Genomic DNA, 19,421 nt, shown 5'->3' with positions numbered 1-19,421 from the left:
AGAGGAAGGGCAGGAAACGACGAACGGCCCCACTCTCTCGAGTGGAGCCGCTGGTCGATCGCGTGCGCCCGAAGGGATTCGAACCCCCAACCTTCTGATCCGTAGTCAGATGCTCTATCCGTTGAGCTACGGGCGCCCGGCCCACCATCGGCGAGCCGTCGAGAAGCCTACCCCGAGCCCGGCGGGTTCCCAAACCGGTCCGGGCCCGTGCCGGGGTGATCCGCGTCATGCCCGGCGCCGTACGACCGTGGTCGTACGGCGGGGCGGCGGCGACCCGACCGTCGTCCGACGCGGTGCTGCCCCGGCGCACCAAAGGATGGTGGCATGACCACGCCACCCGTCCCCGCCCGTCCGCCCTCGCTCGCGGCGCCCGCCGCACCGAGCGCCGGCGGCGCCCTCGTCGCGACCGGCCTCGTGCAGACCTACGGTGCCGGTGCCACCGCAACCACCGCCCTCGCGGGCGTCGACCTCACGGTCGCGCCGGGCGAGTCGCTCGCGATCATGGGCCCGTCCGGCAGCGGCAAGACCACGCTGCTGCACGTCCTGGCGGGCATCCTGCGACCGAGCGCCGGCAGCGTGACGTGGCGGGGGCGGGACATCACGCGGCTCGGCGACCGCGAGCGCACGCTGCTGCGGCGCGACGAGCTCGGCTTCATCTTCCAGTCCGGTCGGCTGCTGCCCGAGCTGCCCGCCGTGGAGAACGCCGCGCTCCCGCTCATGCTCGCGGGCACGCCGCGCGACGTCGCCGAGCGCACCGCCGCCGGGTGGCTCGCGCACCTGGGCCTGGCCGGGATGGAGCGCCGGCGTCCCGGCGAGCTGTCCGGCGGGCAGGCGCAGCGCGTCGCCGTCGCCCGCGCCCTCGTCGGCTCCCCCGGCGTCGTCTTCGCTGACGAGCCGACCGGCGCGCTCGACCAGGCGACCGGGGCGGAGGTGCTCGACGTCCTGACGCGCGCCGCGCGCACCGCGGGGGCGGCCCTGGTCGTCGTCACCCACGATCCCGGCGTCGCGCGCCACCTCTCGAGGACCGTCGCGATGCGGGACGGACGCATCGTCGACGAGTTCCGCGCCCCGCAGGCCGCGCCCGACGGGCGGTCGGGACGATGAGCACCGCGCGCCTCTGGTGGCTCCTGCGCCGCCGCACCGCCCAGCACCACGACGCCCAGCGCGTGACGACCGCGCTCGCCGTCGTCGCCTTCGGCACGGCCACCGCGCTGCTGCTCGTCGTTCTCGGTGGCGTCGCGGCCTTCTTCGCCCGGGCGGGGGTCACGCCGTGGCCGGGCGCGGGCGCGAGGGGCGACGTCGGCCCCGTCCCAGCCGCCGGCAGCTATACGGCCGTGTATCCCGTCCTCGCCGGGGTCGCCGCCCTCCTGCTCCTCGTCCCCCTCGTCACCCTCGGCGGCGCCGCGGCGCGGCTCGCCGTCGCCCGTCGGGACGCCCGGCTCGCGACCGTCCGGCTCGTCGGCGGCACGACGGCGCAGGTCACCGCGATCACCGCCCTGGACGCGGGCGCGCAGGCGCTCGCCGGCGGCCTGTGCGGCGTCGTCGGCTACGGCCTGCTGGTCCCGCTGGTCGCCCGGGTGCGGTTCGAGGGACGGCCGTTCGCGGTGGCGGAGCTGTGGGTCGGGGTGCCGGTGCTGGCCCTTGCCGTCCTCGGGGTCGTGGCCGTCGCGCTCGTCTCCGCGCTCCTGGGCCTGCGCCGGGTCGTCGTCACCCCGCTCGGGGTCGCTGCCCGCACGACGCCGCCGCGGCTGCGCTGGGCGCGGCTCGCACCGTTCGCCCTGGCCTTCGTCGGCCTGCTCGTCGCGATGCGCACGCCGTGGGCGTCCACGGCGGTGGTCGTGGCGGTCCTGTCCGGTCTGCTGCTCGCCGGGTTCTCCGCGCTGAACCTGCTCGGGCCGTTCGTCGTCGGGATCGCCGGGCGCCTCGTCGCCCGCCGGGCGCGCGCGGTGCCGACGCTGCTCGCGGGACGGCGCATCGTCGACGACCCGCGCACGGCCTGGCGCTCCGTCGGCGGCGTCGCGCTCGCCACCTTCATCGCCTGCCTCACCAGCGCCTTCGCGCTGGCCGGGCCGGGCACCGGGACGGACCCGGCCGAGGCGCAGTACCTGGTGGACCTGCGCACCGGCGGCTTCCTGACCCTCGCGATCGCGGCCCTGCTCGCCGCCGTCTCGACCGGGGTCATGCAGGCCGGCCGGGTCATCGACCAGCGCGACCAGTACCGCGCGCTCGTGCTCGCGGGGGCGGACGTGCGGACGCTGGACCGCGCGAGGTTCCGGGAGACGGCCCTCCCGCTGGCCACCGCCGTCGGTGCCGCCGTCGTCGCGTCGCTGCTGTTCATGGTCCCGGTGATCGGTGCCGGCGCCGTCACGGACGCCGCCGTGCTCGTCCAGCTCGTCCTCGCGGTCGCGGGCGCCGTCGCCCTCGTGCTGGCCGGCGCGTCCGCGTCGCGGCCCGTCGCCCGCGTGGTGGTCCGCTCGGCGGCGACGGGGTGAGGGTGTCCGCCGCGAGGCGTCTCCGGGCAACAGAAAAGGCCCCGACTTCTGCAGCCGAGACCTTCCTGGCGGAGACGGAGGGATTTGAACCCTCGAACGGGTTGCCCCGTTACCACCTTAGCAGGGTGGCGCACTAGACCGGACTATGCGACGTCTCCTCGCGCGGGACCGCACACCTGCGGACCGCGCGGCCTCAGGCTACCGTCCGGCAGCCGTGCGAGGCAAAACCGCGGCGGTGCCGTCGGTCGGCGGAGGGCGAGGGATTCGAACCCCCGGTTGCTTGCGCAACAACGGTTTTCAAGACCGTCACATTAGGCCGCTCTGTCAGCCCTCCTGGCGCACTCCCGTGCGCGGCGCACCAGTCTAGCGAGGCACCGAGGTGCGCCGTCGGACGCACGCCGACGGCGTCAGCCGGCGGCACCCGCCCGCAGCCGCCGCATCGCGAGCTGCACGAGCGAGACCAGCGTCTGCTTCGTCGCGGCGCGCGAGCGGGCGTCCGTGTAGAGCATCGGCACGTGCGCCGGGATCTGCAGCGCCTCGCGGACGTCCTCGAGCTTGTGCTTGGCGACGCCGTCGAAGCAGTTCACGCCGACGACGAACGGGATGTTGCGCGACTCGAAGTAGTCGATCGCCGGGAAGCACTGCTCCAGGCGCTCGGTGTCCACGAGCACGACCGCGCCGATCGCACCGCGCACCAGGTCGTCCCACATGAACAGGAACCGGTCCTGGCCGGGCGTGCCGAACAGGTACAGCCACAGCGACCCCGGCAGCTCGATGCGCCCGAAGTCCATGGCGACCGTGGTCGAGGTCTTGCGCTCGGTCCGACCGCCCGCGTCGTCGACCCCCACCGAGTGCTCCGTCATCGCGGCCTCGGTGTTGAGGGGCTCGATGTCCGAGATCGAGCCGATGAAGGTCGTCTTGCCGACGGCGAACCCGCCCGCCACGACGATCTTCACGACGGTCGGCGCGCGCCGGGCCTCGGCCTGCGCGGGAGCCTGTCCCTGCACCGGCGGCTGCGGGGCCGTCGTCGGCCCGGAGACCGTCACGGCCGGCGCGAAGCCCGGCGACGCGGGGGCGGGCTGGGCAGCCTGCGCCACCGCGACGGGCTGCTGGGCCTGCACGGGCTGCAGCGCCCACGCGGGGCGACCGCCGCCGAGGACGCTCTGGCGCGCGACTCCCGCGCCGTCCGAGCCCGCCGGCGCCGGCTGCGACCGGCCGTCAGAGGGTGGAAATGCCATTGAGAACACTCTCCAAGACGCTCAGGGACATGCCCGAGCCGTTGCCACCGTGGCCGGTGTGCACGTTGACGGGGGTCGAGGTGTGGACGGTGACGTAGCCGTCGTCCGACAGGTCCGCGACGAGGATCCGCACGACGCCGAGCGGGAGCCGCAGCAGCGCGGAGAGCTCGGCGACGGAGACGTACGTGTGGGCCGCGTGCTGCAGGATGGCGCGCTTCTCCGGCGGCAGCCCCTGGCTGTTGACCGCACCCGGCATCATCTCCACGAGCGCCTCGACCGGCAGGTCCGAGGTCGCGGAACGTACCCGCCCGCCGGTCACGGCGTACGGCCGGACCGTCGAGGACTCGTAGGTGTCGGAGCGGTGCGAGCCACCGCTGAACGCGTTCGTCATCCGTCGCACCTCATCCGATCGGCATGCGGGTCGCGCCGTCCACCGGCAGGTTGCCACGCATCTCCGAGATGAGCTGCGGGGTGAGCGTCGCCTCGGTCCGGGAGACCAGGAGGGCCATCTCGTAGCCGATCAGCCCGATGTCGCAGGTCGCCTCCGCGACCACGCCCAGGACCGACCCGTTCGAGATGTTCATCAGAAAGAGGAAGCCGTTGTCCATCTCGACGATCGCCTGGCGGACGTTGCCGCCGTCGATCTGCCGCGACGCACCCCGCGTGAGGCTCGAGAGCCCCGAGACGATCGCAGCGAGCTGGTCGCCGCTCGTCCGGTCGAGCTGGTCCGACATGGCCATCAGCAGGCCGTCGGCCGACACCACGAGCGTGTGCCGGCTCCCCGGCACGTTCCGCACGAAGTTGTCGAGAAGCCACCCGAAACTGCTGGCCTCGTTGCTGAGCGCGTTCACTCTTCCTCCTCGTAGAGTCCCGGCGGGACGGTCGATCTCATCGAGACGTCGCCGCTGAGTCGGGGACATCATTCCTGGTCATGGCGGAGTCTGTCGACCCCCCGGCCTCGCCGTCGGCCCGCCGGGTGGCGTCCCGGCCGCGCGCGGTGCCGGCCTGGAAGGCCGACAGGCGCGTGCGCAGCTGGGCCGGGTCACGCGTGATGCGTGCTCCGGCGTCCGGCGCCGGGGGTGCCTCCTCCTGCTGACCGCGGCGGCGCAGCGCGCTGCCGGACACGGTCGTCGTCGGCTGGTACCCGGTGCCCTCGGACACCGCGAACGCCGGCTCCTGGAAGTCGTTGCTGGAGCGCAGCAGGGACGTCATCTCCTCGTACAGGACGGCCGAGGCCAGCCACTCGGAGCGTGCCTCCACGCTGTCGTGGACGGCACCGTCGTCGTAGGGGCGCGCCGCCGGGAGGGCGTCGCCGCCCTGCGGCGCGACCGGGGCTCGGTAGGTGGGCTCGGTCTGCGGGCGGTACGCCGGCTCAGGCTCCTGGGCGGGCGGCGTCGAGGACTCCCACTGCTGCTGGGGCACCCACGGCTCCGCGGAGGGGTACGCGCCCGAGTCGGCGGCAGGCTCCGGCATGCGGACCTCGCCGTGCAGCGTCAGCGGCTGCTCGCCCGTGGCCGGCGGCCCGGACGCGGCCTCGGCCGGGAAGACGTCGGGCGCGCGGTAGGCCTCGTCCGCGGGCGCCCCGGGGGCCGGCGCCGCCTCGGCGGGCGTCACCGGACCGAACGGCGCCGCGGGGACCGCGGCGCTCTCGGGCCGCGGACGTCGCCCGAACAGGCCGCGCTTGCGGGCGTTCGCCTCGCGCATCGAGCGACGCGTCGGAAGGTCCGCCATCAGCTCGTCGAAGGCGGGCAGCGCGTCGAAGGAGAGCTCCGGCGGGACGTCGTCAGCGGCGGGCTCGTCGTCCCGATCCGGGTCCTGCGCGCCACCGGCGGCGGGCACGGTCGCGATCGCGCCCGTCCCCCACGTCGTGCGCGGAGCCTCGGTCCCGGCGCCGACGACGTGGGCCGGGGGCAGCGGGATCGAGTCGGTCAGGGGCTTCGCGGCCTCGTCGAACCGGCTCGAGAGGTCCTCCTGCCGCAGGACGACGGTGTCGCGCAGCTCGTCGCCGAGCGGACCGGCGCCCGCCGCGAGGGCGTGGAACTCCGACTCGGGGTGCCCGGGCACGTCGTCGGTGCCCTCGGGCCCGAGGTCGACGGGGATCGAGACGGTCGTGTCGAGCTGGTCGCGCGAGCGGAAGCTGGAGAACATCGCGCTGCGGACGAGGGCGTCGGAGTCGTCGCCGTCGCCGTGGTCGACGGCGCTCTCGAGGAACGGGTGCGTGTCGTCGTCGGGAACGGCCGAGGGCGGGGCCCACGGGGCGTCCGCCGCGGCGGCCTGCTCGGGCTCCGCGGGCGCGGCGGCCTCGGCGGCACGCCGGGACCGGCTCGGCAGGGCCGGCCCGGAGGGCGCGGCGCTCTGCGGCGGCGTCCATGCCTCGTCGGGCGCGGCGAACGTGTCGGGCAGCTGCGGCACCGGGAGGTCGCCGGGCTGCGGGGCGTCCGCAGCCTCCGCGGCGCCCAGCGACTCGCTCGGCGCCGCGGAGCCCGGACCGGTCGCGCGGGCCCGGCGACGCGGCATCCCCGTGGACGTGGTCCCGTCCGTCAGCGCGTCCAGGTCGACCTCGGCCACCAGCGGCGCCTCGGGCTCGGCCGAGGCCGCGACCGGTGCCGTGGACGGGCGCGCGGCCCCGCCGCGGACGGGCAGGCCGGCGCCGGACGTGGACGACGGCACGCCGGACCGGTCCGCGGGACCCGCCGTGATCTGGCCGGCGGCCGCCTGCGTGCCGGCGGCGAGCGGGTCGGTGGGGCTCGGCAGCGGGACGTTCCCGGACGCGACGAACAGCGCCGCGGGCAGGCGCACCGTGACGGACGTGCCCTTGTCCTCCGCGGCGGAGAACGTCACGTGCGCGCCGAGCTTGCCCGCCAGGCGGCCGACCACGTAGAGCCCGAGCCGCTGCGCACCGACGACGTCCGACGCCGCGCTGTGCGCGACGCGGCGCTCGGCCTCGACCAGCTCCTGGTCGGTCATGCCCAGACCGTGGTCGCGGATGGTGATCGCGACGGCCTCGGCGTCCTGGGCGACCGTGACCTCGACGGGCGTGTGCGGCTCGGAGAACATCGTCGCGTTCTCGAGCAGCTCGGCGAGCAGGTGCGCCGCGTTCAGCGCGTTGTGCCCGAGCATGTGCGGGTCGACGGCGAGGTTCAGCCGGACCCGGTCGTACATCTCGATCTCGGACGACGCCGTGCGGATCACGTCGGAGGCCGGCATCGGCTGGCGCACGCGGCGGCCCGAGTCGATCCCGGCGAGGACGAGGAGCGACTCCGCGTTGCGGCGCATCCGGGTCGCGAGGTGGTCGAGCCGGAAGAGGTTCGACAGCGTGCCCGCGTCCTCCTCCGCGCGCTCGAGGTCGTCGAGGAACGCGAGCTGGCGGTTCAGCAGCACCTGGTCACGACGCGCGACGTTGACGAACATCTCGGCGATCGAGCCGCGCAGCGCGGCCTGCTCGCGCGCGACCTGGACGGTCGTGGCGTTCACGTCGTTGAACGCGTCGGCGAGCTGGCCGACCTCGTCGCCGGACTCCACCGCGATGGGCTCGATGGCGATGCTCGGCCCCTGACCGGGGACGGCCACCTGCTCGACGAGCGTCGGCAGCTGGGTCCGCACGTCCTGGGCGGCGGCCGTCAGGCGGCGCAGCGGGCGCACGATGCGCTGGGCGATGAAGCCCGCGACGAGCACCGAGAGGGCGAACGCGACGATCGCGAGGCCGATGGTCACCCACGCGGTGAGGGTCGCGGACGACGCGGCGTCGCCGGAGAGCTCGACGGTGTCCTGGCGGACGCCGTCGCGCACGGGGCGCAGGTTCTCGATGTTCTCGGCGGACCTGTCCTGCCACCCGGCGAGCTGGTGGTCGCTCACGCCCTCGGGCGCCGAGCGGGCGAGGGCGGACCGCACGGCGCGATAGTCGGAGTTCTCGTTCGGCAGGCGCCACAGGTCGCTCGGCAGGGCATCGAGCGACTCCTGCGCGTCGGCGCGGATGCTGTCGCCGAGCGCGACCAGCTGCGCGATGCGGATCGTCTCCACGGGGGTGGCGAGGCCGGCCTGCGCGGCGGTCGCCAGGCGCAGGTCGAGGGGGGCCTCGAGGGTGTCGTGCGCCATGAGCCGGTCCAGCTGCGTGTACGCCTCGATGTACTGGGCGAGGTCGCGGTCCGGGATCGTCTGCGCGAGCTGCTCCTGCACGCCGATCGCGCGGTCGATGAAGCCGGTGTACAGCGCGGTGGTCGCGACCTCGGAGGTCGTGCCGTGGTCGACGTTCTGCCGCGCCTCGGCGAGCTGGGCGCGGTCCGCCAGGGTGTCGTCGACGGCGTCGCCCACCCGCGAGGACAGCGCGGAGGTGTCGAGGTCGTCGAACTCCCCGTCGCGCGTGTCGAGGGCGGCGTCCGTCGCGGCCCGCGCGTCGTCCAGGCTCCCGGCGCCCTTCGCGCCCTTCGATCCCGGGGTCAGCGCGACGACCGTCAGCGCACGTTCCTGCGCGAGCGCCTGGCCCGCGTCGTCCTGAGCCTTCAGCGCGGCGACCAGGTCACGGGTCTGCGTGGCGACGCGGGCGTCACCGATCGCTCCCACGGAGATCAGGGCCGCGGCGAGGAAGAGCACGAAGACGGGCACCGCGATGGCCGCGAGGATCTTCCCGCGGACGCTCAACCGGCGGAGCATGTGGTACCTCTCTCGTCATACCGAATACGACGGCGGACGTCGGCGACGAGGACCGCGAGCCCTGCCCCGGACTCCCTCGTTCTGGCCGATTCCTCCGCACTGCGCACCAACTATCGGTGGTCAAGGCCGGGATTCCTAATCCCGGGCGCATCCCGCCCGCGACGGCCTGCGGCTGGCGAGCGGCCGCCGCACCGTTACGGTCGACGTGTGCGCCACGTCTCCGTCTCCCCCGCCGGCAGCCCTGCGAACCTAGCGGTTGTCGATGCCCCTGACCAGCCCCCCGGCGAGGACGAGGTCGCCGTCGCCGTCGCCGCCGCGGGGATCAACCGCGCGGACCTCCTGCAGCGCGCGGGGCACTACCCGCCGCCCCCCGGCGCGAGCGACGTCCTCGGCCTCGAGGTCTCCGGGACGGTCGTCGACGTCGGCCCCGGCGTGTCCGGCTGGGCACCCGGCGACCAGGTCTGCGCGCTGCTCGACGGCGGCGGCTACGCGGACCGCGCCCTCGTCCCGGCGGCGCAGCTCCTCCCGGTGCCCGACGGCGTCCCGCTCGCCGACGCGGCGGCGCTCCCCGAGGCGGTGTGCACGGCCTGGAGCAACCTCGCGGGCGTCGCGCACCTCGCGGCGGGCGAGTGGCTGCTGGTGCACGGCGGCTCCGGCGGGGTCGGCACCGTCGCGGTGCAGATCGGGGCCGCGCTCGGCGCGCACGTCGTGGCGACGGCCGGCGGCCCGGACCGGGTCGAGCGGTGCCGGGCGCTCGGCGCGGAACTCGGGGTCGACCACCGCGAGCAGGACTTCGTCGAGGTCGTGCGCGAAGCGTCCGGCGGGCACGGCGCCGACGTCGTGCTGGACGTCGTCGGCGCCGCCTACCTGGCCGACAACGTCCGGGTCCTGGCGACCGGCGGGCGGCTCGTCGTCATCGGGATGCAGCAGGGGCGCCGCGGCGAGCTCGACCTCGGCGCGCTCGTCGCCCGCCGCGCGTCGGTGACCGGCACGACCCTGCGCTCGCGGCCCGCGGCGGAGAAGGCCGCCGTCGTCGCCGCGGTGCGGGAGCACGTGTGGCCGATGCTCGCGGACGGCCGGGTGCGTCCGGTCGTGCACGCCCGGCTCCCGCTCGCCGAGGCGGCCGCCGCGCACGAGCTGCTGGACTCCGGCGACGTGTTCGGCAAGGTGCTCCTGGTGCCCTGACGCCCGGTCACGCCGGCGGCGGGGTCTCCTCGTCGCGGTCGTCGCCCGCGCGGCGCCCGGTCAGGGCGATCGCCCCGGAGACCAGGGCCAGCCCCAGGAGCTCGAGCCCGTTCGGCACCTGGCCGAGCGCGACCGCGCCGACGACCGTCGCCGACGCGGGCAGCAGCGCCAGCAGCACGGAGAACGTCGCGGTGCTGACGCGGCGCAGGATCACCTGGTCGAGCCCGTACGGCACCACCGACGAGAGCACCCCCACGCCGACCACCGCGGCGAGCAGCCCGGGGTCGGTCACCACGACCGCCGAGCCGGGCGCGAGCAGCGGCGCGAAGACCACCGCCCCCGCGCTCATCGCGACCGCGAGCGACGTGACGCCGGAGCCGGCGACGGCGACCCTCCGGCCCAGGAGGATGTACCCGGCCCAGCACGCCGCGGCGGCGAGGATCGCGGCCAGGCCGACGACGACGTCGTCGTGCGCCAGGCCGGAGTCCAGCGTGACCCCCGCGAGGAGCACCACCCCGACCGCCGCGAGGGCGATGCCGCCGCGCTCGCGCCAGCCGCGGCCCGTGACCGCGGCGACCGAGACGGGGCCGAGGAACTCGATCGCGACGGCGGTGCCGAGCGGCAGGTGGTCGATGGCCACGTAGAACGTCACGTTCATCGCCGCCAGCGCGACGCCGAACACGCACACCCAGCCCAGGTCGCGGCGGGTCCACCGCGAGCGCCACGGGCGGCGCCACGCGACGAGCACCACCGCGGCCACGACGACGCGCAGCCATGCGACCTCCGGGGCGCCGACGACGGTGAACAGCCCGACCGCGATCGCGGCGCCGACGTACTGCGTCAGCCCGGAGACGACGAACAGCGCGGGGGCGGGGACGGCGTCGAGCGCGCGGGCGGGGCGGAACGGCACGCGGCGAGCCTACGACCCGCGCGCTACCCCTTGACCGAGCCCGCCAGGAGCCCGCGCACGAAGTACCGCTGCAGCGCGAGGAAGACGATCACCGGCACCACCATCGAGACGAACGCGCCCGCCGAGAGCAGGTACCAGGCGGTGCCGCGCGTGCCGGCCAGGTCGAACAGCGCCTTGGTCATCGGCGCCGTCGCCGCGCCGGGGCCGGCGAACGTCAGCGCCACGAGGAGGTCGTTCCACACCCACAGGAACTGGTAGATGCCGAACGCCGCCAGGGCGGGCTTGAGCATCGGGAGCATCATCCGGAAGAAGATCGTCACGTGCCCGGCGCCGTCGACGCGCGCCGCCTCGATGAGCTCGCCGGGGATCTCGCGCATGAAGTTGTGCAGCAGGAACACCGCGAGCGGCAGGCCGAACGCCGTGTGGGAGATCCAGATCGCCCAGAACGTGCCCGAGATGCCGAGGTCCACGTACAGGGTCAGCAGCGGCAGCAGGGTCACCTGGATGGGCACCACCTGGAGCGCGAAGACCGCGACGAACAGCACGTTCTTGCCGCGGAAGTCCGTCCACGCGAACGCGTACGCGGCCAGGCAGGCCAGGAGGATCGGGGCGACCACCGCGGGGATCGTGATGACGATCGAGTTGATGAAGAACGGCGTCAGCGACGTCGACGTGCCGGTCTGCAGGACGGTCTGGTAGTTGTCCAGCGTGAAGTCCGGGTTGGTGAGGACCGTCCACCACCCCGTGTCCTTGATGTCCGCCTCCGGGCGGAAGGACGTGACGAGCAGGCCGAGCGTCGGCGTCGTCCACACCACCGCGAGGATCACCGCGAACAGCGACGCCCAGGGCCGGGTCAGGCGCTTCTTCGCGCTCGCCGCGGCGCTCGGTGCCGGCCGGGTGCTCGTGGGGACGGCACCCTCGACGTCGACGTCGGCGGTCGTGCCCGCGGCGGCCCGGGGAAGAGGGGTCGTGCCGGTCATCAGCGGGCCTCCGATGCGCGCAGCTGGCGGACGTTGTAGACGATGATCGGCACCACGAGGATGAACAGGATCACGGCCAGCGCCGCGCCCAGGCCCTGGTTCGCGGCGCTGAAGGTCTGCGTGTAGAACTCGTTGGCGACCACGCTGGTCTTGAACTGCCCGCCCGTCATGGTCCGGACGATGTCGAAGACCTTGAGGCACGCGATGGCGATCGTCGTGAGGACCACGACCACCGCCGGGCGGATCGCGGGGAACGTCACGTAGCGGAACATCTCGAGCGCCGAGACCCCGTCGAGCCGGGCCGCCTCCACGATGTCCGCCGAGATCGCCTTGATGGACGCCGAGAGGATGGTCATCGCGAAGCCGGCCTGGATCCAGATCATCACGAGGATCAGCCAGAAGGTGTTGCCCGGGGAGTTGAGCAGGAAGTTGTGCGGCGACCCGCCCAGCCACGTGAAGATCTGGTTGAGCAGCCCGATCTGCTCGACGGGGTTCTTCGCGGTGCCCGCCGCGGGGTCACGGAAGTCGTAGACGAACTTCCAGATGATCGACGCGCCCACCAGCGAGATCGCCATCGGCAGGAACACGAGCCCCTTCGCCACGGACTCGCCCTTGGCTCCGTCCACGAGGATCGCGTAGATCAGGCCGATCCCCGTGGCGACGAACGGCGTCACCAGCGTCCACAGCACGGTGTTGCGCAGCACCACCAGCTGGTCGGGCGAGGTGAAGACCGTCGAGTAGTTGTCGAGGCCGACGAACGCCGCGCCCGAGGAGTCGAAGAACGAGACGTAGACCGTGCGCAGCGCCGGGTACACCAGCGCGACGGCGAGCAGCAGGAGCGTCGGCGCGATGAACCACCACGCGACCTTGCGCCCGCCGCGCCGCTCGTACAGCGACGCGAGGAAGAGGATGCCGCCCACGACGATCGCGAACGCGACCAGCGCGTAGACCATCGAGAGCAGCTTGTCGGTGATCTCCATCGAGGCTCCAGCCGTCAGGACGGGTCAGGGGTCGGCAGGTGTGCGCCGGACGCCGGGACGGGACCCCCGGCGTCCGGCGCACGCGGGCGGCTACGGCCAGGACGACTCGATCTTGTCGAGCGTGTCCTTGGTCGACTGGCCCGTGATCCACGACGTCGACTGCTTCCAGAAGGAGTTCGACCCGACCGCGGCCGGCATCTGGTCCGACCCGTCGAAGCGGAACACCGTGTTGGGGTCCTGCAGGATCCCGGCCGCCAGCTGGTCGATCGGGTTGACCAGGTTGGCGGTGTCGAGGCCGGTGTTGGCGGAGATCCACCCGCCGCCCGTCGCGTCCGAGCTCGCCTTGGCCTTGGTGTTGGCCCACAGGTCGGTCGACAGGTACGTCTGGAACGCCTGCACCTCCGGACGGTCGGCGAACGCGAGGTTGAACTCGCCGCCGCCGAGCACCGGGTGGTCGTCCGCCGTCTTGCCCGGGAGGTAGAACGCGAAGACGTCACCGTTCTCGGAGACGTCCGTCCCCTCGGGGAAGTTCGACGCGTAGAACGACGCCTGGCGGTGCAGGGAGCAGGTCCCGTCGAGGATCGGCAGGCCGCCGTCCTGGAACGTGGTCGTGGCGATCGAGCTGACGTCGCCGATCCCGCCGTTCACGTAGTCGGGGTTCTTCAGGTAGTCGCCGACGGCGTCGAGCGCCTGCGTCGGCACCTCGGAGTTGAACGCGATGTCGTGCGCGACCCACTGGTCGTAGACGTCCGGACCGCCGATCCGGAGCATCATGTCCTCCATCCAGTCGGTCACCGGCCACCCGGTGGCCTCGCCGGAGCCGATGCCCGCGCACCAGGGCTTGTGGTCGCCGTCGGCCACGATCTTGTCGCTGAGCGACTTCAGGTCGTCGAGCGTCGTCGGCACCTCGTAGCCCTTGTCCTTGAACTCCTTCGGGGAGTACCAGACCAGCGACTTCACGCTCGCGCCCGACGGCGCCGCGTAGAACGTCCCGTCGACCGTGCCGTACTTCTTCCAGTCCTCGCCCCACCACTTGTCGACGTTGTCGGCGACCGCCTTCGGAGGCTCGACGGCCTTGCCGGTCGCGACGAGCTGCTGCAGCAGGCCCGGCTGGGGAACGATCGCGATGTCGGGCGCGTTGCCGGCCTTGGCCTGCACGACGATCTGCTGCTCGAAGTTCTTGTCCGCGGTGTAGTTCACGGTCGCGCCCGTGCAGTCCTCGAAGGGCTTGTAGGAGTCCATGTACGGCTGGTCCTCCGGCGCGACGATCCCCGCGTACACCGTCACCGTCTTGCCGGACAGGTCGCCGTAGCTGTCGAACGCGCTGCAGTCCGCGGTGCTGCTCGCACCGCCGCCGCCGTCGCCGCCGCCGTCGTCGCTGCTGCAGCCGGTGAGCGCCAGCGCGAGCCCCGCGCCTGCCGCGGCCACAGCCGTGAGCCTCGTCCGCCTCGCGGACCTCGTCCTGATGGTCATCGAGCTTCCCTCCACGTCGCTGTGGCGCCCAGCGCGGGCGTCGTCGTCCGGACCGTGTCGAGCAGGTCACACCCGACGCCTGCCATGCAAGCGTTTACATCCCCGTCCCGCAACCGGTGGCGCGGCGTGGCGGCGTAACGATCGGGTCACGCCCGCCGAGGTGGCGGGACGGCGGTCGACCTGCGCACCAGGAGCTCGGTCGGGAACGTCACGACCCGCGGCGGGGAGCCGCCCGCGACGAGGTCCATGAGCAGGCTCGCGGCGTCGACGCCCTGCTGGTACGTGTCCTGCACCATGGTCGTCAGGCCGACCAGCTCGCCCAGGTCGTGCCCGTCCACCCCGATCACCGACACGTCGTCCGGGACCCGACGGCCCAGGTCCCCCAGACCCAGCACGGCGCCCATCGCCATCTCGTCGGACGCCGCGAACACCGCGCTCACGTCCGGGCGGCACGCCAGCAGCTCGCGCACGGACGCGCGTCCGCCGGCGACGTCGAACCCGCCGCGCACCACCAGCGAGTCGCTGACCTCCGCCCCGGCCGCCGCGAGGGCGCGGCGGTACCCCGCCTCCCGCGCGAGCGGCGGCGACCAGTCCAGGAACGCGTCCGGCACGCCGGTGATGTGGCCGACCACGCGATGACCGAGGCCCAGCAGGTGCTCGGTCGCGCGGCGACCCGTCGCGTCGTCGTCCAGCCGCACCGTGACCTGGCCGGCCGGCCCCGATCCGACGAACACGATCGGGGTGCCGAGCGCGAGGAGCGAGGCCACCTCGTCGTCGGCCAGCGGGAGACCGACCACGAGGATCCCGTCCACCCGGCGCCGCAGGACGCCCGGGTCCACGCGGCGGCGCGGGTGGCCGTCACGCACGTCGAACGTGTAGAGCAGCGCGTCGTAGCCGAGCGCGCGCAGCCCGCGCTCGGCCCCGTCGATGACGTTCGCGAAGAACCAGCGGTTCACCCACGGGGTGAGCAGGCCGATGGTCCGGGTGCGGCCGCTCGCCAGCGAGGAGGCCGACGGCGAGGCCACGTAGCCGAGGCGGGAGGCCTCGTCGAGCACCCGGGCGCGCGTGCCCGAGGAGACGTTCGGCAGACCGCGCAGCGCGCGCGAGACGGTCGCCGTCGACACCCCCGCGGCGCGCGCAACCTCGTCGATGCCCGTCACCCCCCGGATTGTGCTCCGTCTACCCTGGAGGTGCGAACCCGCCCCGCCCGCCGCGGGTCGTACCGACCGAGAGGACCTTCATGATCGAGCTGCGCACACCCCGGGAGATCGAGCAGATGCGGCCTGCCGGCGCGTTCGTCGCGCAGGTGCTCTCCGAGGTCCGCGCGACCACGCGGGTCGGCACCAACCTCCTCGAGATCGATGCGCTCGTGCACCGGATGATCCGTCAGCGCGGCGCCGAGTCCTGCTACATCGACTACCACCCGTCCTTCGGCGCGATGCCGTTCGGGAAGGTCATCTGCACGTCCGTGAACGACGCCGTCCTGCACGGCCTGCCCCACGACTACGCGCTGCGCGACGGCGACCTGCTCAGCATCGACCTCGCCTGCTCCGTCGACGGCTGGGTCTCGGACTCCGCGCTCTCCTTCGTCGTCGGCACGCCGCGCCCCGGCGCGGACGGCGAGTCCGACCGCAAGCTCATCGAGGTCAGCGAGCGGGCGCTCGAGGCCGGGATCGCGGCGGCGCTGCCCGGCGGCAAGCTCGGGGACGTCTCGGCGGCGATCGCCGACGTCGGCCACGCGGCCGGGTACACGATCAACACCGACTTCGGCGGGCACGGCGTCGGGCGCACGATGCACGGCGAGCCGCACGTGCCCAACGACGGGCGCCGCGGGCGCGGCTTCAAGCTGCGGCCCGGGCTCGTCATCGCGATCGAGCCCTGGTTCCTCGCCACGACCGACGAGATCTACGGCGACGCCGACGGCTGGACGCTGCGCAGCGTCGACGGCTCGCGCGGCGCGCACTCCGAGCACACGGTCGCGATCACCGAGGACGGGCCCCTGGTCCTCACGGCGCGCGGGGGCGGCGAGGCCTGAACGCCTCGGGCCTGCCCCGCCCGCGACCTGTCAGACCTGAGCCCCGCCAGGGGCGGGCGAGGGTCTGACAGGTCTAGAGGAGGCTGCGCAGCACCTGCGCCGCGCCGTCCTCCTCGACCGAGCCCGTGACCTCGTCGGCGCAGTCCTTCACCGCGTCCGCGGCGTGGCCCATCGCCACGCCGCGCGCCGCCCAGGTGAGCATCTCGACGTCGTTGTGCCCGTCGCCGAGCGCGACCGTGCGGTCCGGCTGCACGTGCAGGATGCGGCGCACCCGCTCCAGGGCGGTCGCCTTCGAGACGCCCAGCGGCGCGATGTCCATCCACGCCGTCCAGCCCACCGCGTACGTCACGTCGTCGAGCCCCAGGTGGGCGACCATCTCGTGGAACGCCGACCGCGTGTGCTCGGGGCTGCGCACGACGACGCGGGTGACCTCCCGCTCCCACAGCGCCTCGAACGGCACGACCTCGTGCGCGCCGCCGAGCTCGCCCTCGGGGAACGGCGTGTTGATCCGGAAGCCGACGCCGATCTCCTCGACCGCGAACCGCGCGTCGGGCAGCTGCTCGCCCAGGAGCCGCAGCGCGGGGCCCGGGTCGAACGTGACGACGTCGTCCACCGCGAACCCGCCCGGGTGGCCCGGGTCCACGCGCACCGTCACGGCGCCGTTGGAGGTGACGGCGTAGCCCGTCTCGAGCCCGAGCTCGCGGGCGATCGGCACCGTCGCGACCACCGAGCGGCCCGTCGAGAGCACGACGTGGTGGCCCGCGTCCCGCACGGCCGCCACCGCCTCGCGCACCTCGTCCGAGAGCTCCTCGTCGTAGGTGATGAGCGTCCCGTCGATGTCGAGCGCGACGAGCAGCGGGCCGCGCGTCATCGGGTGACCGGCTCCAGGACCTCGAGGCCGCCGAGGTAGGGCCGCAGCCCCTCGGGCACCCGCACGGACCCGTCGGCCTGCTGGTGGTTCTCCAGGATCGCGACGATCCAGCGCGTCGTACCGAGCGTGCCGTTGAGCGTCGCGACGGTGCGGGTCTCGGTCTTCTCGCCCACCGTGACCCGCTCGCGCACGTTGAGGCGGCGCGCCTGGAAGGTGGTGCAGCTCGAGGTCGAGGTGAGCTCGAGGTACCGCTCCTGCGTCGGCAGCCAGGCCTCGCAGTCGAACTTGCGCGCCGCGCTCGAGCCCAGGTCCCCCGCGGCCGTGTCGATGACCCGGTACGGCAGCTCGCACCGCGCGAGCATCTCCTCCTCCCAGGCGAGGAGCCGCTGGTGCTCGGCCGCCGCGTCCTCGGGGCGGCAGTAGCTGAACATCTCCACCTTGTGGAACTGGTGCACGCGGATGATGCCGCGGGTGTCCTTGCCGTACGAACCGGCCTCGCGGCGGTAGCACGCGCTCCAGCCGGCGTACCGCTGCGGGCCGTCCGCCAGGTCGAGGATCTCGCCCGAGCGGTAGCCCGCCAGCGCGACCTCGCTCGTGCCGACGAGGTAGAGGTCGTCGGCCTCGAGGCGGTAGACCTCCTCGGCGTGCGCGCCGAGGAAGCCGGTGCCCTGCATGATCTCCGGGCGCACGAGCGTCGGCGTGATGACGGGCGTGAAACCGGCCCGCGTCGCCTGGTCGACGGCAGCGTTGAGCAGCGCGAGCTCGAGGCGGGCGCCGACGCCGGTGAGGAAGTAGAAGCGGGCGCCGGAGACCTTCGCGCCGCGCTCGGTGTCGATCGCGGCGAGCGCCTCGCCGATCTCGAGGTGGTCGCGCGGGGCGAACCCCTCCGCGGCGAAGTCGCGGACGGTGCCCTCCTCGCGGAGCACGACGAAGTCGTCCTCGCCGCCGGGGGGCGCGCCCTCGATGACGTTGGGGATGCGGAGCATGAGGTCGGTGAGCTCCGCCTCGGCGGCCTCCGCGTCCGCCTGCCGGGCCTTGACCTCGCCCGCCAGCTCCCGCGTGCGGGCGAGCAGGGCCTGCTTCTCGTCACCGGACGCCCGCGCGACGTCCTTGCCCATCGCCTTCTGCTCGGCCCGCAGCTGCTCGAACTCCGTGAGCAGCGCCCGACGACGGGAGTCCGCCGCGAGCGCCGCGTCCACCAGGTCGGGGTCCTCGCCGCGGGCCACCTGGCTCGCGCGGACGACGTCGGGCTCGTCACGCATCCTCTTGAGGTCGATCACCACTGAAGGGTAACGAACGCCGTGGTGCATGCCGCTACCGACCGTGCCCGTGCGGGCCGTCCCCGCGCGACCACTACGGTGAGCCCATGCAATGGCAATCGGTGCTGGGGATCGTGGCCGTCGTCCTGGCCGCGGTGGCCCTGGTGGTGGCTCTCGTCGTGCTCGCGCACCAGCGCAGAGGAGCGGCCTCCCGGGACACCCCGCCGGAGCCCGAGCCGACCGTGCACCGCGAGCTCATCGCGTTCGTCGCCAACCCCTCCAAGCCCGGTGTCGCGGAGTTCGAGGCGGTCGCGCGCCGCGAGTGCGCGGAGGCCGCGCTCCCGGAGCCGCTGTGGATCGAGACGACGGTCGAGGACCCGGGCGTCGGGCAGGCGCGCCAGGCCCTCGAGAAGGGCGCCGACGTCGTCGTCGCGGTCGGCGGGGACGGGACGGTGCGGGCGGTCGCGGAGGCCCTGACCGGTACGGGCAAGGTCATGGGTCTCGTGCCCTCCGGCACCGGGAACCTGCTGGCCCGCAACCTCGACGTCCCGGTCTCCGACCACCTCGCGGCGCTGCGCGCGGTCGTCGCGGGCCAGGACCGCACGATCGACGTCGGCTGGACGCGGATCCTCGAGCTCGCCGGCCAGGACGGGGACGACGGGGACGGGGACGACGGGGACGGGGACGGGGAGGACCGGGACGGCGAGGACCGGGACGGCGAGGACCGGGCGGCGGGTGCGGGCGAGGACGGCGAGCCCTCGCCGCAGCGCCTGCGCGACTCCGCGAAGCCGCTGCGCCCGGTGGACCCCGAGCAGCACATCTTCCTGGTCATCGCCGGCCTCGGCTTCGACGCGGCGATGGTCGCCGACGCCGACGACCAGCTCAAGGCCCGCGTCGGCTGGATCGCGTACTTCGTCGCCGGCATCAAGCACCTGCACGGCAAGCGGATGCGCGCGAACGTCACCATCGACGACCGGGACCCCGTCGACGCGCGGCTGCGCACGGTCCTCATCGGCAACTGCGGGCGGCTGCCCGGCGGGATCAACCTCCTGCCCGACGCCGTGATCGACGACGGCATCCTCGACGTCGCCGCGATCGACACCCGCGGCGGGATGGCGGGCTGGGTCCAGCTCTTCGGCGAGGTCGTCATGCAGGGCTTCGGCGTGCGCAACGACCTGCCCGCGAAGATCGGCCGCATCGACCACACGCGCGCGCGGCGCATCCTCGTGCGCGTCGAGGGCGGCGAGCAGGCGCAGGTCGACGGCGACACCCTCGGGCTCGCCGTCGAGCTCGAGGCGTGGGTGGAGCCGGCGGCGCTGGTCGTCCGGACCTCCTGACCCGGGCCGGG

General features: G+C 73.9%; 16 protein-coding genes and 3 tRNA genes. 5 read left to right on the top strand and 14 right to left on the bottom strand.

What is annotated here, in order from left to right; translation table 11 throughout:
• Nucleotides 1-63 precede the first annotated feature (63 nt).
• Nucleotides 64-136, bottom strand: a tRNA-Arg gene (locus tag EDF32_RS00455).
• Nucleotides 137-324: 188 nt separating this feature from the next.
• Here EDF32_RS00455 and EDF32_RS00450 point away from each other — a divergent pair.
• Both EDF32_RS00450 and EDF32_RS00445 read left to right on the top strand, forming a co-directional pair.
• Nucleotides 325-1,104 (top strand): ABC transporter ATP-binding protein, encoded by a 780-nt coding sequence (locus EDF32_RS00450; RefSeq protein WP_123306569.1) that lies wholly within the window; start codon nt 325-327, stop codon nt 1,102-1,104.
• Complete coding sequence (locus EDF32_RS00445) at nt 1,101-2,492, top strand: hypothetical protein (protein ID WP_123306568.1); 1,392 nt, start codon at nt 1,101-1,103, stop codon at nt 2,490-2,492. The genes EDF32_RS00450 and EDF32_RS00445 overlap by 4 nt, the downstream gene beginning before the upstream one ends.
• Nucleotides 2,493-2,558: 66 nt before the next feature.
• On the opposite strand, the gene EDF32_RS00440 is transcribed toward EDF32_RS00445, so the two are convergent.
• From EDF32_RS00440 to EDF32_RS00415, 6 genes are all read right to left on the bottom strand, one after another.
• Nucleotides 2,559-2,650, bottom strand: a tRNA-Ser gene (locus EDF32_RS00440).
• A 91-nt stretch (nt 2,651-2,741) separates the two neighbouring features.
• Nucleotides 2,742-2,826: transfer RNA gene (locus tag EDF32_RS00435), tRNA-Ser, on the bottom strand.
• Between the two features lie 73 nt (nt 2,827-2,899).
• Nucleotides 2,900-3,499 carry an ATP/GTP-binding protein gene (locus EDF32_RS00430; protein WP_123306585.1) on the bottom strand — a complete coding sequence of 200 codons (600 nt, stop codon included), beginning with the start codon at nt 3,497-3,499 and terminating at the stop codon, nt 2,900-2,902.
• A 211-nt stretch (nt 3,500-3,710) separates the two neighbouring features.
• Nucleotides 3,711-4,121: a DUF742 domain-containing protein gene (locus EDF32_RS00425; RefSeq protein WP_123306567.1), complete on the bottom strand. Its 411-nt coding sequence runs from the start codon at nt 4,119-4,121 to the stop codon at nt 3,711-3,713.
• 10 nt (nt 4,122-4,131) lie between these two features.
• Complete coding sequence (locus EDF32_RS00420; protein ID WP_123306566.1) at nt 4,132-4,581, bottom strand: roadblock/LC7 domain-containing protein; 450 nt, start codon at nt 4,579-4,581, stop codon at nt 4,132-4,134.
• A gap of 37 nt (nt 4,582-4,618) precedes the next feature.
• Nucleotides 4,619-8,368, bottom strand: coding sequence for a sensor histidine kinase (locus tag EDF32_RS00415; protein ID WP_158614030.1), 3,750 nt, complete (start codon nt 8,366-8,368; stop codon nt 4,619-4,621).
• Between the two features lie 219 nt (nt 8,369-8,587).
• Here EDF32_RS00415 and EDF32_RS00410 point away from each other — a divergent pair, with 219 nt between their 5' ends.
• Nucleotides 8,588-9,565, top strand: coding sequence for an NAD(P)H-quinone oxidoreductase (locus EDF32_RS00410; protein ID WP_123306564.1), 978 nt, complete (start codon nt 8,588-8,590; stop codon nt 9,563-9,565).
• Nucleotides 9,566-9,572: 7 nt separating this feature from the next.
• Here the strand turns inward: EDF32_RS00410 and EDF32_RS00405 are convergent, their stop codons facing one another.
• From EDF32_RS00405 to EDF32_RS00385, 5 genes are all read right to left on the bottom strand, one after another.
• On the bottom strand, nt 9,573-10,475 hold the full coding sequence (locus EDF32_RS00405; protein WP_123306563.1) for a DMT family transporter: 903 nt from the start codon (nt 10,473-10,475) through the stop codon (nt 9,573-9,575).
• A 23-nt stretch (nt 10,476-10,498) separates the two neighbouring features.
• Nucleotides 10,499-11,455: a carbohydrate ABC transporter permease gene (locus EDF32_RS00400; RefSeq protein ID WP_123306562.1), complete on the bottom strand. Its 957-nt coding sequence runs from the start codon at nt 11,453-11,455 to the stop codon at nt 10,499-10,501.
• Nucleotides 11,455-12,435: a carbohydrate ABC transporter permease gene (locus tag EDF32_RS00395; protein ID WP_123306561.1), complete on the bottom strand. Its 981-nt coding sequence runs from the start codon at nt 12,433-12,435 to the stop codon at nt 11,455-11,457. The genes EDF32_RS00400 and EDF32_RS00395 overlap by 1 nt, the downstream gene beginning before the upstream one ends.
• Before the next feature lie 90 nt (nt 12,436-12,525).
• Nucleotides 12,526-13,863: an ABC transporter substrate-binding protein gene (locus EDF32_RS00390; RefSeq protein WP_370449868.1), complete on the bottom strand. Its 1,338-nt coding sequence runs from the start codon at nt 13,861-13,863 to the stop codon at nt 12,526-12,528.
• A gap of 191 nt (nt 13,864-14,054) precedes the next feature.
• Nucleotides 14,055-15,068, bottom strand: coding sequence for a LacI family DNA-binding transcriptional regulator (locus EDF32_RS00385; protein ID WP_123306559.1), 1,014 nt, complete (start codon nt 15,066-15,068; stop codon nt 14,055-14,057).
• A gap of 80 nt (nt 15,069-15,148) precedes the next feature.
• Between EDF32_RS00385 and map the strand changes: the two genes are divergently transcribed.
• Nucleotides 15,149-15,943, top strand: coding sequence for a type I methionyl aminopeptidase (map, locus tag EDF32_RS00380; RefSeq protein WP_123306558.1), 795 nt, complete (start codon nt 15,149-15,151; stop codon nt 15,941-15,943).
• A gap of 73 nt (nt 15,944-16,016) precedes the next feature.
• On the opposite strand, the gene EDF32_RS00375 is transcribed toward map, so the two are convergent.
• The gene (locus EDF32_RS00375; protein ID WP_123306557.1) at nt 16,017-16,814 is read right to left on the bottom strand and encodes an HAD family hydrolase; all 798 of its coding nucleotides are present in this window, start codon (nt 16,812-16,814) and stop codon (nt 16,017-16,019) included.
• Nucleotides 16,811-18,094: a serine--tRNA ligase gene (gene serS, locus EDF32_RS00370; protein WP_123306584.1), complete on the bottom strand. Its 1,284-nt coding sequence runs from the start codon at nt 18,092-18,094 to the stop codon at nt 16,811-16,813. Before serS ends, EDF32_RS00375 begins: the two co-directional genes overlap by 4 nt.
• Before the next feature lie 86 nt (nt 18,095-18,180).
• Here serS and EDF32_RS00365 point away from each other — a divergent pair, with 86 nt between their 5' ends.
• Entirely contained in the window at nt 18,181-19,410 is a 1,230-nt protein-coding gene (locus EDF32_RS00365) for a diacylglycerol kinase family protein (RefSeq protein ID WP_123306556.1), read from the top strand.
• The last annotated feature ends 11 nt before the right edge of the window (nt 19,411-19,421 follow it).

Source organism: Cellulomonas sp. PhB143, from assembly GCF_003752595.1.
Lineage (GTDB): Bacteria > Actinomycetota > Actinomycetes > Actinomycetales > Cellulomonadaceae > Paraoerskovia.
The sequence above is the reverse complement of the archived record's forward strand: the minus strand, read 5'-3'. Positions and strand labels throughout refer to the sequence as shown.

Bases quoted from the DNA above. Each gene is read 5' to 3' on its own strand.
- EDF32_RS00375 (WP_123306557.1), bottom strand. From the start codon at position 16,814: ATGACGCGCGGCCCGCTGCTCGTCGCGCTCGACATCGACGGGACGCTC.
- EDF32_RS00445 (WP_123306568.1), top strand. From the start codon at position 1,101: ATGAGCACCGCGCGCCTCTGGTGGCTCCTGCGCCGCCGCACCGCCCAG.
- EDF32_RS00365 (WP_123306556.1), top strand. From the start codon at position 18,181: ATGCAATGGCAATCGGTGCTGGGGATCGTGGCCGTCGTCCTGGCCGCG.
- EDF32_RS00425 (WP_123306567.1), bottom strand. From the start codon at position 4,121: ATGACGAACGCGTTCAGCGGTGGCTCGCACCGCTCCGACACCTACGAG.
- EDF32_RS00400 (WP_123306562.1), bottom strand. From the start codon at position 11,455: ATGACCGGCACGACCCCTCTTCCCCGGGCCGCCGCGGGCACGACCGCC.
- EDF32_RS00395 (WP_123306561.1), bottom strand. From the start codon at position 12,435: ATGGAGATCACCGACAAGCTGCTCTCGATGGTCTACGCGCTGGTCGCG.
- EDF32_RS00450 (WP_123306569.1), top strand. From the start codon at position 325: ATGACCACGCCACCCGTCCCCGCCCGTCCGCCCTCGCTCGCGGCGCCC.
- map (WP_123306558.1), top strand. From the start codon at position 15,149: ATGATCGAGCTGCGCACACCCCGGGAGATCGAGCAGATGCGGCCTGCC.